Here is a 14,079-nt window from a genome sequence, read left to right as displayed (position 1 = left end):
TGATGAATCGGTAATGCAGCCATGAACTTTTGTTCGGGCTGAGTACGGATTGATTCAACTAATGGGTGCCGGTTGGCGACTAGATAAGAGCGTGCGGGAAAGAGTGTCAATAGAGCGCCTTAGTTAATCCATGAATTACGGATTAATCAGAAGCTTCCTACGCTGATGAGGCATGCTGCCTAGCGTTGATTGCGAATGGAACTACGGTTTTTCGCGAGTTTTTGCGATTTTTGTGCGGGCTCATCCAGTTCATTTCACAGGCGCGCAAGCGCGCATCAGATTACTTGTATCTGTTGCAGAACATATATGAATTGTTTTGACAGGTTTAAGGTTGGAGCGGTTTAGATGTTTTTTTCAAATCGGGGGAAGTATAACTTCCATCCATGGAAGTTAATGATGCAAAACAATGATGCTCTCAGGCGTGATTCAGAAACTTGCTGAGAAACTGTTGGGTGCGCTCTTCTTTCGGGTTGGCAAACAACGCCTTGGCTTCGCCTTGCTCGACGATCACGCCCTTGTCGAAAAACACCACACGGTTGGCCACGTCGCGGGCGAAACCCATTTCGTGGGTGACGATGACCATGGTGCGTTTTTCTTCAGCGAGACCGCGAATGGTCGCCAGCACTTCGCCCACCAGTTCCGGGTCGAGGGCCGAGGTCGGCTCGTCGAACAGGATCACTTCCGGCTCCATCGCCAGCGCCCGGGCAATCGCCACGCGCTGTTGCTGACCGCCGGACAGACGACGCGGATACGCATCTTCCTTGCCGGCCAGACCGACCTTGGCCAGCAGCTTCATGCCCAGGGCAACGGCTTGCTCGCGCGGCATCTTCTTGACCACGATCGGCCCTTCGATGACGTTTTCCAGTGCGGTGCGGTGGGGAAACAGGTTGAAGTTCTGGAACACGAAACCCACGTGCTGGCGCAGGTTGCGCACCAGACTCTGCTGCTGGCTCAGCGGGCGGCTGGTATCGATTTCGATATCGCCGACCTTGATCCGGCCGCTGGTGGGTTGTTCAAGGAAGTTCAGGCAGCGCAGGAACGTGGTTTTACCCGAACCGCTGGGGCCGATGATGGCCACGACCTCGCCTTCCTTCACCTCAAGATCGATGCCTTTGAGCACCTCTTGACCCTTGAACTGCTTTGTCAGTTTTTCCACGACAATCATGGGGTCAGGACTCCTGGTCGTGCCGATTGGCCCGCTCTTCCAACTTGTTCTGCAGGTGCGACAGCACCGTGGCCAGAATCCAGTAGATCAGTGCGGCGGCAAGATACATGGTGAAGACTTCGAAAGTCCGGGCGGTAATCAGTTGCGCCTGGCGGAACAGTTCCGGCACCTGAATGGTGGCGGCCAGTGCCGTGTCCTTGACCAGCGAAATGAAGCTGTTGCCCAGCGGCGGCAGGGCCGTGCGCATGGCCTGCGGCAGGATGGCTCGGCGCAGGGTTTGCGCACGGGTCATGCCGATGCTCGCAGCGGCTTCCCACTGACCACGCTCGATCGAACCGATCGCGGCCCGCAGGATTTCACAGGCGTAGGCGGCCATGTTCAGCGAGAAGCCGATCAGCGCTGCCGGGAGCGGATCCAGTTCCAGACCCAATTGCGGCAAGCCGTAATAGATCACGAACAGTTGCACCAGCAACGGCGTGCCGCGAAAGAACGACACGTAGATGCGGGCAATCCAGCTCACCAGTTTGAAGCGCGACAGGCGCATCAAGGCCAGGCCGAAGCCCAGCAGCAAGCCGAAGAACATGCCGCCCAGACTGAGGATGACCGTGTAGTACGCGCCCTTGAGCAGAAAGGGCGCGGAGTCCAGTGCGAGTTGGAAAGCTTCTTCCATTATTTGGTGACGTCAGCTTGGAAGTATTTTTCCGAGATCTTCGCCAGGGTACCGTCGGCACGCAGCTCATCGAGAGCCTTGTTCACCGCAGCCAGCAGTTCAGGCTCGCCTTTGCGCAGGGCGATACCGGATTCCTGACGGGAGAACGCTTGACCGGCAGCCACGGTTTTCGGGGCTTTTTTGGCGTATTCAAGCGCAGCCAGACGGTCGATCAGGATGGCGTCGGTGCGGCCGTTGTTCAGGTCGGCGAACTTGGTCGGATCATCATCGTAGGTACGCACGTCAGCGCCCGGCACATTGGCGCGGACCCATTGTTCGTAGTTGGTGCCCAGGCCGACACCGACTTTCTTGCCGGACAGGTCGGCAGCAGTCTTGATGTTCAGCGCGGCTTCCTTGCTCTTCAGCACCAGCGCCTGAATCCCGGAAATGGTGTACGGCTCGGAGAAGTCATACTTCTTCTTGCGCTCGTCGGAGATAGTCACCTGGTTGACCACGATGTCCAGACGCTTGGATTCCAGCGCCGCGAGAATGCCGTCCCACTTGGTCGGCTGAATCTTGGCTTTGACGCCCAGCTTTTTCGCCAGGGCTTCGGAAAGCTCGACTTCGAAACCGGACAGCTTGCCGTTCTCGTCAACAAAACTGAACGGTGGGTAAGTGCCTTCCAGGCCGACGTTGATAACGCCTTTGTCCTTGATCTGTTGCAGTTGCTCACCGGCGGTTGCCTGACCGATCAGGCCGGCGCTCAGTGCAAGGCCCAGCGAACCTACCAGCAGATTGCGACGTAGTGCGGAAAAATTCATGACAAGCCCCTGTGTTTTCTTATGGAAGACGCTTAAGGAAAGTTGGCGAATCCGGGATTTGAACGACTGCGTTATCGTGCCCTAAAGCAGCTTATGCGTCTTGCCCGAAATTCGCCTGCGGCGAGACTATAAGATGTCTGCTTTAGACTTGAAAATACTTAATATCTAATTTGATATTCGTATATGGAATATGTGGCTTCTACCTGTGGCGAGGGAGCTTGCTCCCGCCCGACTGCGCAGCAGTCGCAATACCTTCCGCCAGTGTTCAACTGAAAATGGGGAAGCAAGTTTGGGGGCGCTGCGCGCCCCAGCGGGAGCAAGCTCCCTCGCCACAAAGGCGCTTCAACCGCTCAAAGCGTCCTTGTAGGCAAACAACGCCGGCGCCCCACCGGTGTGCAGGAAGATGATCGGGCCATCGTCGAAACGCTGGCGGCCGATCCCGTCGAGCAACCCGGCCATGGCCTTGCCGGTGTACACCGGGTCGAGCAGCACCGCGTCCTGACTGGCCAACAGTTTCACCGCCGCCAGTGTCCCGGCATTCGGCTCGCCGTAACGCGGGCCGAAGTATTCGTCCCACAACTCGACCTTGAAGCTCTCCGGCAATTTCACGCCCAGCAGGTCTGCCGTGCGTTCGGCCAGACCCTGCACTTTTGGTCGCTGATCTTCCTCAGTGCGCGATACGGTCACGCCGATCACTGGCAGTTTCGGCAGTGCTTCGCTCAAGGCCAATGCCAGACCGCTGTGGGTTCCGGCGCTGCCCGAGGCCAGCACCACGGCGGCGAAATCGAGGCCGGTGTCCTTGATCTGCTCGGCCAGTTCCAGACCGGCACGCACGTAGCCCAATGCACCGAGAGCATTCGAGCCACCGATCGGCACCAGATACGGCTTCTTGCCATTGCTGCGCAGGCGCACGGCGAGGGCGGCGAGTTGTTCGTCGGCGTTGTCGAGGTTGTCCACCAGCTCGACCTTGGTGTCGAACAGATCCAGCAGCAGGCGGTTGCCGTTGCCGGTGTAGTTGCTGTCGTCGGTGCCCAGCGGATTTTCCAGCAGCGCCACGCACCCCAGGCCGAGTTTGGCCGCCAGCGCGGCGGTCTGGCGCACGTGATTCGATTGCAGGGCACCGGCGGTGATCAGCGTGTCGGCGCCCTGGGCGAGGGCATCGGCGGCGAGGTATTCGAGTTTGCGCAGCTTGTTGCCGCCCATGGCCAGCGGCGTCAGGTCATCGCGTTTGATGTACACCTCGCGGCCCAGCCAGGCGGACAGACGTTCAAGTTTTTCCAGCGGCGTGGGTTGGCCGAGCAGGTCGAGACGGTTAAAGCGATCCAGCTGTTGTTTGATCATGAGCCCGTACTGGCGGAGAAAGATGACAGGACTATAGGCACGCCGTTTTACCGGGGCAACCGCGAATCGCTTATAGCCAAATGTGCTTAGCCCAGCACTATCGGTTCTTAATTCGCCTTCGTTGGCATGCCGTAAAGTAGTCGCCGTTGACGCGGCCCGACCGTCCGGCCGCCCGTGAGGAGTCTTTACCGTGAGCGAGCGTTCCAGCCATTGGCAATTGCAGACCATCGTCAGCCAACTGCGTACCGCGCGGGATCAGTGGCGTACCCAGAATGGCCGGGCCAGCGGCGAGCAGGGTGGCCGTGAGTTACCGTCTCGCGCCGCGATGGCTGAGATTCTCGAGGCGCTGTGTGGCGCGTTGTTCCCGATGCGTCTGGGGCCGGTGGACCTGCGTGAGGAGAGTGAGGACTTCTATGTCGGGCATACCCTCGATGCAGCCCTGAATGCGTTGCTGGGGCAAGCGCGGCTGGAGTTGCGTTATGTCGCCCGGCACAGCGCTCAAGGTGACGCTGACGTCGAAGCTCAGGCGATCCGCATCATCCAGGACTTTGCCTTGGCCTTGCCGGGCCTGCGCAGCCTGCTCGACACCGACGTGCTGGCCGCCTATCACGGTGATCCGGCAGCGCGCAGCGTCGATGAAGTGCTGCTCTGCTATCCGGGGATTCTGGCGGTGATTCACCATCGTCTGGCGCACCATTTGTATCGCGCCGGGTTGCCGTTGCTGGCGCGGATCAGCGCGGAGATTGCGCACTCGGCCACCGGTATCGATATCCACCCGGGCGCGCAGATCGGCCGCAGTTTCTTCATCGACCACGGCACGGGTGTGGTGATCGGCGAGACCGCGATCATCGGCGAGCGGGTGCGGATCTATCAGGCTGTGACCCTCGGGGCCAAGCGCTTCCCGGCGGATGAAGATGGGCAGTTGCAAAAGGGCCATCCACGGCACCCGATTGTCGAGGACGACGTGGTGATTTATGCCGGGGCGACGATTCTCGGGCGGATCACCATCGGCCAGGGTTCGACCATTGGCGGCAACGTCTGGCTGACGCGCAGCGTGCCGGCGGGGAGCAACCTGACGCAGGCCAATCTGCAGCATGATGACGGCACGCAGAAGTAAGATTCCAGTTCGTTTGTGGCGAGGGAGCTTGCTCCCGCTGGAGGCCGCAGGACTCCCAATTGCGACTAACGCCGGATTGGGACCGCTGCGCAGTCCAGCGGGAGCAAGCTCCCTCGCCACAATTTACCCATCAATTCAGGTTGATGGCATTCAGCCAATTCTCCATTGAACGAATCCCCTCAAACCCGCGTCATACCCCTCCTTGGGCTACTGTAGGAAAACTACCGCCTGGCCCTGCGATTAGTCCTTAGCGCCCTATCCATGTTTAACTTGAACGTTCATTCAAGTTAAACCGGTGGTTCGCTGCCCGCTCACAACAGGAGGCTTGCCTTTGCTGAGTCCGATCATTTCAGCCACGTTTCAACCCCTCGAGGTGCACGTTTCATGAGTGCATCGTCTACCCCCGCCAGCGGTCTGGTACGCATGAATCCGCCGGTGTTCTACTTCGCCGCGACGGTCATTCTGCTGTTTGGTCTGGTTGTCATCGCCATGCCGGAGCAGGCCGGTGCCTGGCTGCTGCAAGCGCAAAACTGGGCGGCCAACACGGTCGGCTGGTACTACATGCTCGCGATGACTCTGTATCTGGTCTTCGTGGTGGTCACCGCGTTATCGGGCTACGGCAAGATCAAACTCGGTGCCGACCACGACGAACCCGAGTTCAGTTACCTGTCCTGGGCCGGCATGCTGTTTGCCGCCGGGATCAGCATCACGCTGTTTTTCTTTTGTGTCTCTGAACCGCTGACGCACATGCTCCAGCCGCCACAAGGCGAGGCCGGCACGGCGGACGCGGCGCGGCAGGCGATGCAGATTCTGTTTCTGCACTGGGGCCTGCACGGCTGGGGCGTGTTTGCCTTCGTCGGCATGGCGCTGGCCTATTTCGCCTACCGACATAACCTGCCGCTGGCCTTGCGTTCGGCGCTGTATCCGCTGATCGGCAAGCGCATCAACGGCCCCATCGGTTACGCGGTGGACGGCTTCGGCATCATCGCCACGGTGTTCGGTCTGGGTGCCGACATGGGCTTCGGCGTGCTGCACCTCAACTCCGGTCTCGATTACCTGTTTGGCATCGCGCACACCCAGTGGATTCAGGTCGGCCTGATCACGCTGATGATGGGCGCGGCGATCATCGTCGCCGTGTCGGGTGTGGATAAAGGTGTGCGGGTGATGTCCGACATCAACATGCTGCTGGCCTGTGCGCTGCTGCTGTTCGTGTTGTTCGCCGGCCCTACCCAGCACCTGCTCAACACCCTGATCCAGAACCTCGGCGATTACCTCGGCGCGTTGCCGATGAAGAGTTTCGACCTCTACGCCTACGACAAGCCAAGCGACTGGCTCGGTGGCTGGACGGTGTTCTACTGGGCCTGGTGGATCGCATGGTCGCCGTTCGTGGGTCTGTTCATCGCACGGATTTCCCGTGGCCGCACCATCCGTGAATTCGTCTTCGGCGTGCTGTTGATTCCGCTCGGCTTCACCCTGGCGTGGATGTCGATCTTCGGCAACAGCGCCATCGATCAGGTGCTCAACCACGGCATGTCGGCGCTGGGTATGTCGGCCATCGACAACCCGTCGATGACCCTCTACCTGCTGCTGGAAACCTACCCGTGGAGCAAGACCGTCATTGCGGTGACGGTGTTCATCAGCTTCGTGTTTTTCGTCACTTCCGCCGATTCCGGCACCGTGGTGCTCTCGACCCTGTCGGCCAAGGGCGGCAACCCGGATGAAGACGGGCCTAAGTGGCTGCGGGTGTTCTGGGGCGCGATGACTGCGCTGATCACCAGTGCGCTGCTGTTCTCCGGCAGTATCGATGCGCTGAAGTCAGCGGTGGTGCTGACCTCGCTGCCGTTCTCGCTGATTCTGTTGCTGATGATGTGGGGGCTGCACAAGGCGTTCTATCTGGAATCGCAGAAGCAGATCGCGCAGTTGCATTCGCTGGCACCGGTCTCCGGTTCGCGGCGTGGCACGGGCGGCTGGCGCCAGCGTCTGAGTCAGGCGGTGCACTTCCCGTCGCGCGACGAGGTGTACCGCTTCATGGACACCACGGTGCGCCCGGCGATTGAAGAGGTGACGGCGGTATTCGTCGAGAAGGGCCTGAACGTGGTCACCCAGCCGGATCCGGCGCACGACAACATCAGCCTGGAAATCGGCCACGGTGAGCAGCATCCGTTCATCTACCAGGTGCAGATGCGCGGCTATTTCACGCCGTCGTTTGCCCGGGGCGGCATGGGTTCCAAGCAGCTCAACAACCGCCGCTATTACCGCGCTGAAGTGCACTTGAGCGAGGGCAGTCAGGACTACGATCTGGTCGGCTACACCAAAGAGCAGATCATCAACGACATCCTCGACCAGTACGAACGCCACATGCAGTTCCTGCATCTGGTGCGTTGATCGGCAACTGAGCGCCGGGACGTTTCACGACTCGGCGCTCAGCACCATGAACAACACCATCGCCGCCATCGGCACCCCGAACACCGCACTGCCCACCGCGATTTCCGACCCCAGCGGCTGCCCGGCATGCACCACCCCCACCGCACCATTGATCACCGTCAACGCCAGCCACAGCGCGGCGAAACTGTAGGCCAACGTTTGTCGGCTGAAGCCAACGCGCTCGCCGATGTAGAGCATCAGGGCGAGCAGGACCAGGCCGAAGAAGATGATGATGGCGGTGTGCATAGGCGTGCCTGCGGGTCATGCGGTGCTTGATCGGACGCCTTCGCGGGCAAGCCCGCTCCCACAGTGATCTCGGTCATTCACAGATTCTGTGTACAACCAAAATCCTGTGGGAGCGGGCTTGCTCGCGAAGGGGCCACCTCGGTGTTACTTGGAGCATAGCCAATCCAGCCTAGGCCATTTTGGTCAGGTGCTCTCGCGCTCAATCACCTTGCACTGCAATAAATTCAGCCGCTGCACCTCATCGCTCGGCAACACCCCAAGGCTTTCCAATACTCGCGTTGCCGCCAGCACGCCAATCTCCAGTGCCGGTGGTTTGATCGTGCTCAGGCTCGGCAGCAGCATCTCGGCGAACGGGTAATCGCCGAAGCCGAGCACGGCGCAGTCTTCGGGGATCTTGAGGCCGGCGCGTTGCCCGGCGAGCAGGCCGCCGGCGGCGAGGTTGTCGTTGGCGAAGATGATGGCGTCGGGGCGGGGTGAAGCGTTCATCAGTGCTTCCATCGCTTGCTTGCCGGCCTCGAACGGCGCGCGGTCGGCGTCCGGGGCGAACACCCATGGCTGCAGTCCGAACTCGCGCACGGTGGCGGCGTAACCGTCGCGACGTTCGAGGGCACTGAGGTCACCAGGGGCGCTGTTCTGCACGAAGGCGATGCGGCGATAGCCTTTGCCGTGGAGATATTTTGCAGCCGTGACGCCGACTTCGTAGTGCGAAAAGCCGATCTGCATCGGCTCGCGATCCGGCTGGTAATCCCAAGTCTCGATCACCGGAATCTCTGCCTCGGCGATCATCTTTTCCGTGCCCGAACTGTGGAAGTGGCTGGTCAACACCAGCGCCGCCGGCGACCAGCCGAGAAATGCGCGCACGGCGTTTTCTTCCTGCTCGGTGCTGAAGTAACTCGACGCCAGCAGCAGTTGATAACCGTGGCGGCTGAGGGTGTCGCTGAAGCCCTGGATGGTGTTGGCAAAGATCGGCCCGGAGATGTTCGGAATCACCATGCCGACGATTTTGCCCCGCGCCGAGGCCAGCCCGCCGGCCACCAGGTTCGGCACGTAACCCAACTCGGCGACCACCGCCGCAATCCGCTCGCGGCGCTCCGGCGAGACGGTTCCCGGCTGATTGAAATAGCGCGACACGGTAATCGCCGACACCCCGGCCTCGCGCGCTACCGCATTGAGGGTCACGCGTCCGGCGCCACGGCGTTTGCGGGGCTTTTCCTGGCTCAAGGCTTGATCCTTCTTAAAAACCAAAACGCATATAAAAGTAATTTTTCAGTATTGGACGCTCTATGCCGAGCTTGCCGATACTGGCGATGTTAGCGCTAACAAAGCGCATTGTCTGCTACTCGCTCGAGCGAATGCCCAAGACACCGATTCAGGCGCTGTCGTCGCAGAACGGCAGTGGTTCAGGGCCAATTTCGAGCGGGCAAACATGCACAACATTCCTGGGGTGACACACACACTGGCGCAGTCGATTCGCGCCGCTGGCTGGATCCTTACCGGGCTGGCGGCGTTGCCGCTGCCCACTGCGTTCGCCGCTGACAGCAGCGATCAAGAGCCGACCCTCAAGTCCGTCACGGTCACCGCCACCCGCCGCGAAGAGTCGTTGCAGAAGGTGCCGGTGGCGGTTTCGGTGATCGACGGCGAACAACTGGAGCGCGACAACCGCAATGGCGTGGCGAGCATCGTCCAGCAAGTGCCGTCGCTGAATTTCCGTACCGGTGCGTCGAACAAGGACACCTCGTTGTTCGTGCGTGGCGTCGGCACGATTTCCACCTCGCCCGGCGTCGAGCCAACGGTGGCCACGGTGATCGACGGCGTGGTCTATGCCCGCCCCGGTCAATCGACTCTCGACCTGCTGGATCTGGAGCGCGTCGAAGTACTGCGCGGCCCGCAGGGCACGCTGTTCGGCAAGAATGCCTCGGCCGGTGTGCTCAACATCACCAGCAAGGCGCCGACCAACGAGACCCACGGCTACATCGACCAGTCGTACTACAGCGGCAACGAAAGCCGCACCCGCTTCGGCATTGGCGGCAGCCTGATTCCGGATACGTTGAAGGGCTCGATCAGCACCCTGGTCAGCAGCTACGACGGCAACGTCGACAACAAATACAACGGCCAGGAGGTCAACGGCTACAACCATCGCGGCGTGCGCGGCAAGCTCGAATTCACCCCGAATGACGACGTCACCTTCACCCTGATCGCCGACTACATGCAGTCCCACGACGACGGTCCCAACGGCGTCGTCAGCAAGTCGCTGACCCCGGCCTTCGCCAACGCGCTGAGCCCGGTCTACGCCAGCAGCCACAACCGCGACATCAACACCGATACCCGCACCCACGTCGAGGACACCAACAAAGGCCTGTCCGGTCAGCTCGACTGGCAACTGGGCGATTACACCCTGACGTCGATCACCGCGTGGCGCGGCTGGGACAACACGCAATATCAGGACGGCGATCGGCTGAGCACGATCACCGCCGCGTTCCCCGGCACCGCCGACAAGGGCGACCTGGCCTTCGATCAGTACTCGCAGGAGCTGCGCCTGGCCTCGCCAAAAGGTGAGTTCCTTGAATACGTCGGCGGCCTGTTCTACATGCACGGCAAGGATGACGAGACCTACCAGCGCACCCTGACGACGCCGACCAGCGTCAACCGTGGCGTGGCTGACTACAGCACCACCAGCGACAGCTACGCCGCGTTCGGTGAGACCACGCTGAACTTCACGTCGGCTTTCCGCGGCATCGCCGGCCTGCGCTACACCCACGATGATCTGGAATACGATCACCGTCGTGTCTCGACCTCGGCGACCACGGTCAGCGGCATCCAGCCGGCCACCAGCAGTTCCGGTTCGGTGGACGAGGACGGCTGGTCCGGGCGCCTCGGCGTGCAGTACGACCTGAGCGCTGCGGTCACTACGTACCTGACCTACTCGCGCGGCTACAAAGGCCCGGCCTACAACGTGTTCTTCAACATGCAGCCGCGTGACACCGAGGCGTTGAAACCGGAAACCTCGAACACCTGGGAAGCGGGGATCAAGGCCACCAGTTGGAACAACCGGCTGACCACCAACCTCGCCGTGTTCCATAGCGATTACGACAACTATCAGGCGAACTTTTTCGACACCGTCGCCGGGCAAGTGGTGACGCGCCTGATCAACGCCGGCAGCGTCAGTACCGAAGGCGTCGAACTCGATTACGCCTTGCAGGCGACCCAGCAACTGAAGTTCTCCGGGGCGCTGGCCTACACCCGCGCACGCATCGACCAATTCAGCTGCCCGGCGGGCGCGGCGGCCTCGTGCAACGTCAATGGCAAACCGTTGCCGTTCAGTCCGGACTGGAAAAGCTACGTGCGCGCCGACTACACCATCCCGCTGGAAAACGGTCTGGATATCGAACTCGGTACCGACTACAGCTGGCAGAGCGAAGTGCAGTACGACATCAGTCAGAACGCCGATACCAAGCAGGGCGCCTACGGCATCTGGAATGCCAGTGTGGCGCTGGCCGATTACAGCAACGGCTGGCGCGTGGCGCTGCTGGGCAAGAACCTCGCCGACAAATCCTACTCACCGCTGCTGGCCAGCGGCGGCAACTACATCTACCGCGCCGTGCCACGGGATGATGAGCGCTACTTCGGCGTGCAACTGCGCAAGGATTTCTGAGATGAGCAGACAGCTGAAACTCGGCGCCTTTCTCATGGCCACCGGGCACCACGTCGCCGCGTGGCGCCACCCGCAGGTTCCGGCGAATGCCGGGCTGGATTTCGCCCACTACAAGCGTTTGGCGCAGATTGCCGAGGCGGCGAAGTTCGACACGCTGTTCGTCGCCGACAGTGTGGCCGCGCCGACCCAGGACATCGCCAGCCGCATGGCGCGCTCGGATCACTTCGAACCGCTGACCTTGCTCTCGGCCCTGAGTGCGGTGACCGAGCACATCGGCCTGATCGCCACGGCGACCACCAGCTACAACGAGCCGTACCACGTGGCGCGTAAATTCGCTTCGCTCGATCATCTGTCGGGTGGCCGCGCCGGGTGGAATCTGGTGACCTCGGACAACGCCGCCGAGGCGCTGAATTTCGGTCGCGACGAGCACATCGGCCACGCCGAACGCTACAGCCGCGCCCGCGAGTTTCATCAGGTGGTCACCGGGCTGTGGGACAGTTGGGAGGACGATGCCTTTGTCCGCGACAAGGCCAGTGGCGCGTATTACGACCCTGCGAAGCTGCATGTGCTGGATCATGTCGGTGAGCATTTTCGGGTGAAAGGCCCGCTGAACGTGGCGCGCTCGCCGCAGGGACAACCGGTGATCGTGCAGGCTGGCTCGTCCGAAACCGGGCGTGAACTGGCGGCACAGACCGCCGAAGTGGTGTTCACCGCGCAGACTTCGCTGGCCGGCGCGCAGGCGTTCTACGCCGACCTCAAGGGCCGCTTGGCCAAGTACGGGCGCAGCGCCGATTCGCTGAAAATCATGCCGGGGGTGTTTGTCGTCGTCGGCCAGACAGAAGCCGAAGCGCAGGAAAAATGTGAAACGTTTCAGCAATTGGTCGAACCGGAGGTTGGCGTGGCGTTGCTTGGGCGTATGCTGGGCAACTTCGACTTGTCGAAGTACCCGCTGGACGGACCGCTGCCGGCGTTGCCGCTGACCGACAGCGGCCAGCAGAGCCGGCAGAAATTGCTGACTGAACTGGCAGGGCGGGAGCATCTGACCCTCGCCGAATTGGGCCGCAGGATTGCCGGTGGGCGCGGGCATTACAGCTTGGTGGGCACGCCGGCGCAGATCGCCGACCGCTTGCAGGAGTGGTTCGAACAGGGCGCGGCGGATGGCTTCAACGTGTTGGTGCCGCACCTGCCGGGCGGACTCGAAGACTTCGCTAATGGCGTGGTCCCGGAACTGCAGCGGCGTGGGCTGTTCAGAACCGAGTATGAGGGCCGGACCTTGCGCGAAAACCTGGGCCTCGCCCGACCGCAAAACAGATTTGTGTAAACACCCTGTGGTGAGGGGATTTATCCCCGATGGAGGGCGTAGCCGTCCCAAAAATTCGCTACAGAGAACGCAGATTCTGGGGCGGCTTCGCCGCCCATCGGGGATAAATCCCCTCACCACAAAGTTGGGATTCACCCTCAATTTGCTGGCAATCAAACAAGAGAGGATTCGATGACTTACACCGCTGCCGAAAACCGCTACGACTCCATCCCTTACCGCCGTGTCGGCCGCAGTGGTCTGGTACTGCCGGCGCTGTCGCTAGGCCTGTGGCACAACTTCGGCGACAGCACGCCGATCGACAGCCAACGCGCCTTGCTGCGCACCGCGTTCGACCTGGGCATCAACCACTTCGACCTGGCCAACAACTACGGCCCGCCGTACGGCAGCGCCGAGATCAATTTCGGTCGCCTGCTGCGCGAAGACTTCAAGCACTACCGCGACGAGCTGATCATCTCCAGCAAGGCCGGTTGGGACATGTGGCCCGGCCCCTACGGTCAGGGCGGCGGTTCGCGCAAATACGTGCTGGCCAGCCTCGACCAGAGCCTGCAGCGCCTCGGTCTGGACTATGTGGATATCTTCTATTCGCACCGCTTCGACCCGGACACCCCGCTGGAAGAGACCGCCAGCGCCCTCGCCACCGCCGTGCAGCAGGGCAAGGCGTTGTACATCGGTATCTCGTCGTACTCCGGGGTAAAAACCCGCGAGATCGCTGCGCTGCTCAAGGAATGGAAAGTACCGCTGCTGATTCATCAGCCGGCGTACAACCTGCTCAATCGCTGGGTGGAAAATGACCTGCTCGACACCACCGAAGAACTCGGCACTGGCGTCATCGCCTTCACGCCGTTGGCGCAAGGTCTGCTGACCGACAAATACCTCAACGGCGTGCCGGCGGATGCGCGGGTCAATCGTCCGGGCGGTGGTTCGCTGCAGGCTTCGCACCTGTCCGAGGCCAACATTGCGCATGTTCGCGCATTGAACGAGATCGCCAAGCGTCGCGGCCAGAGCCTGGCGCAACTGGCACTGGCCTGGACCCTGCGTGATCCACGCGTGACCTCGGCGCTGATTGGCGCGAGCCGGCCGGAGCAGATCATCGAGAACGTCGGGGCGTTGAAAAACCTGAGTTTCAGTGCCGAGGAACTGGCGGAGATCGACCGGTTTGCCCAAGAGGGCGGGATCAATCTTTGGGAGAAGCCTTCGACGGCTGAATAAGCGTTCCGCGCCGGATCACCCGGCGCCGGTACTGACGCCTTCGCGAGCAAGCCCGCTCCCACAGTTAATCGCGTTCCTCCTGAAGAAACACGATCAAACTGTGGGAGCGGGCTTGCTCGCGAAGGGGCCTTTAA

General features: G+C 61.3%; 11 protein-coding genes. 5 read left to right on the top strand and 6 right to left on the bottom strand.

Annotation, left to right across the window (positions count from 1 at the left end; all coding sequences use genetic code 11):
- Positions 1-415: 415 nt before the first annotated feature.
- The 4 genes from tcyN to AC27VU_RS08235 form a co-directional block, all read right to left on the bottom strand.
- The gene (gene tcyN, locus AC27VU_RS08250; protein WP_003220606.1) at positions 416-1,165 is read right to left on the bottom strand and encodes an L-cystine ABC transporter ATP-binding protein TcyN; all 750 of its coding nucleotides are present in this window, start codon (positions 1,163-1,165) and stop codon (positions 416-418) included.
- Between the two features lie 4 nt (positions 1,166-1,169).
- Positions 1,170-1,835 (bottom strand): cystine ABC transporter permease, encoded by a 666-nt coding sequence (tcyL, locus tag AC27VU_RS08245; RefSeq protein ID WP_003220607.1) that lies wholly within the window; start codon positions 1,833-1,835, stop codon positions 1,170-1,172.
- Positions 1,835-2,635 (bottom strand): cystine ABC transporter substrate-binding protein, encoded by an 801-nt coding sequence (gene tcyJ, locus AC27VU_RS08240; RefSeq protein WP_201136067.1) that lies wholly within the window; start codon positions 2,633-2,635, stop codon positions 1,835-1,837. The genes tcyL and tcyJ overlap by 1 nt, the downstream gene beginning before the upstream one ends.
- Positions 2,636-2,977: 342 nt before the next feature.
- Positions 2,978-3,976, bottom strand: a complete 999-nt coding sequence (locus AC27VU_RS08235; RefSeq protein WP_103485322.1) for a D-cysteine desulfhydrase — start codon at positions 3,974-3,976, stop codon at positions 2,978-2,980.
- A 190-nt stretch (positions 3,977-4,166) separates the two neighbouring features.
- On the opposite strand from AC27VU_RS08235, the gene epsC reads away from it, so the two are divergent.
- Both epsC and betT read left to right on the top strand, forming a co-directional pair.
- A complete protein-coding gene (gene epsC, locus AC27VU_RS08230) occupies positions 4,167-5,093 on the top strand; it encodes a serine O-acetyltransferase EpsC (RefSeq protein WP_003220610.1) in 927 nt (308 codons plus the stop codon).
- A 423-nt stretch (positions 5,094-5,516) separates the two neighbouring features.
- Positions 5,517-7,478, top strand: a complete 1,962-nt coding sequence (betT, locus tag AC27VU_RS08225; protein ID WP_400496560.1) for a choline transporter BetT — start codon at positions 5,517-5,519, stop codon at positions 7,476-7,478.
- A 24-nt stretch (positions 7,479-7,502) separates the two neighbouring features.
- Here the strand turns inward: betT and AC27VU_RS08220 are convergent, their stop codons facing one another.
- Together AC27VU_RS08220 and AC27VU_RS08215 are read right to left on the bottom strand one after the other, a co-directional pair.
- Positions 7,503-7,763, bottom strand: coding sequence for a hypothetical protein (locus AC27VU_RS08220; protein WP_003220613.1), 261 nt, complete (start codon positions 7,761-7,763; stop codon positions 7,503-7,505).
- 183 nt (positions 7,764-7,946) lie between these two features.
- Positions 7,947-8,984: a LacI family DNA-binding transcriptional regulator gene (locus AC27VU_RS08215; protein WP_488723848.1), complete on the bottom strand. Its 1,038-nt coding sequence runs from the start codon at positions 8,982-8,984 to the stop codon at positions 7,947-7,949.
- A 205-nt stretch (positions 8,985-9,189) separates the two neighbouring features.
- On the opposite strand from AC27VU_RS08215, the gene AC27VU_RS08210 reads away from it, so the two are divergent.
- The 3 genes from AC27VU_RS08210 (at position 9,190) to mgrA (ending at position 13,945) form a co-directional block, all read left to right on the top strand.
- Positions 9,190-11,415, top strand: a complete 2,226-nt coding sequence (locus AC27VU_RS08210; protein ID WP_488723847.1) for a TonB-dependent receptor — start codon at positions 9,190-9,192, stop codon at positions 11,413-11,415.
- Position 11,416: 1 nt separating this feature from the next.
- Entirely contained in the window at positions 11,417-12,736 is a 1,320-nt protein-coding gene (locus tag AC27VU_RS08205; protein WP_488723846.1) for an LLM class flavin-dependent oxidoreductase, read from the top strand.
- A 171-nt stretch (positions 12,737-12,907) separates the two neighbouring features.
- Complete coding sequence (gene mgrA, locus AC27VU_RS08200; protein WP_488723845.1) at positions 12,908-13,945, top strand: L-glyceraldehyde 3-phosphate reductase; 1,038 nt, start codon at positions 12,908-12,910, stop codon at positions 13,943-13,945.
- Positions 13,946-14,079 lie beyond the last annotated feature (134 nt).

The sequence above is a fragment of the Pseudomonas sp. 14P5.3.2 genome (assembly GCF_057799175.1).
This window is presented reverse-complemented; position numbering and strand designations above follow the sequence as displayed.

Bases quoted from the DNA above. Each gene is read 5' to 3' on its own strand.
- AC27VU_RS08220 (WP_003220613.1), bottom strand. From the start codon at position 7,763: ATGCACACCGCCATCATCATCTTCTTCGGCCTGGTCCTGCTCGCCCTG.
- tcyL (WP_003220607.1), bottom strand. From the start codon at position 1,835: ATGGAAGAAGCTTTCCAACTCGCACTGGACTCCGCGCCCTTTCTGCTC.
- mgrA (WP_488723845.1), top strand. From the start codon at position 12,908: ATGACTTACACCGCTGCCGAAAACCGCTACGACTCCATCCCTTACCGC.
- tcyN (WP_003220606.1), bottom strand. From the start codon at position 1,165: ATGATTGTCGTGGAAAAACTGACAAAGCAGTTCAAGGGTCAAGAGGTG.
- AC27VU_RS08235 (WP_103485322.1), bottom strand. From the start codon at position 3,976: ATGATCAAACAACAGCTGGATCGCTTTAACCGTCTCGACCTGCTCGGC.
- AC27VU_RS08205 (WP_488723846.1), top strand. From the start codon at position 11,417: ATGAGCAGACAGCTGAAACTCGGCGCCTTTCTCATGGCCACCGGGCAC.
- betT (WP_400496560.1), top strand. From the start codon at position 5,517: ATGAATCCGCCGGTGTTCTACTTCGCCGCGACGGTCATTCTGCTGTTT.
- tcyJ (WP_201136067.1), bottom strand. From the start codon at position 2,635: ATGAATTTTTCCGCACTACGTCGCAATCTGCTGGTAGGTTCGCTGGGC.
- AC27VU_RS08210 (WP_488723847.1), top strand. From the start codon at position 9,190: ATGCACAACATTCCTGGGGTGACACACACACTGGCGCAGTCGATTCGC.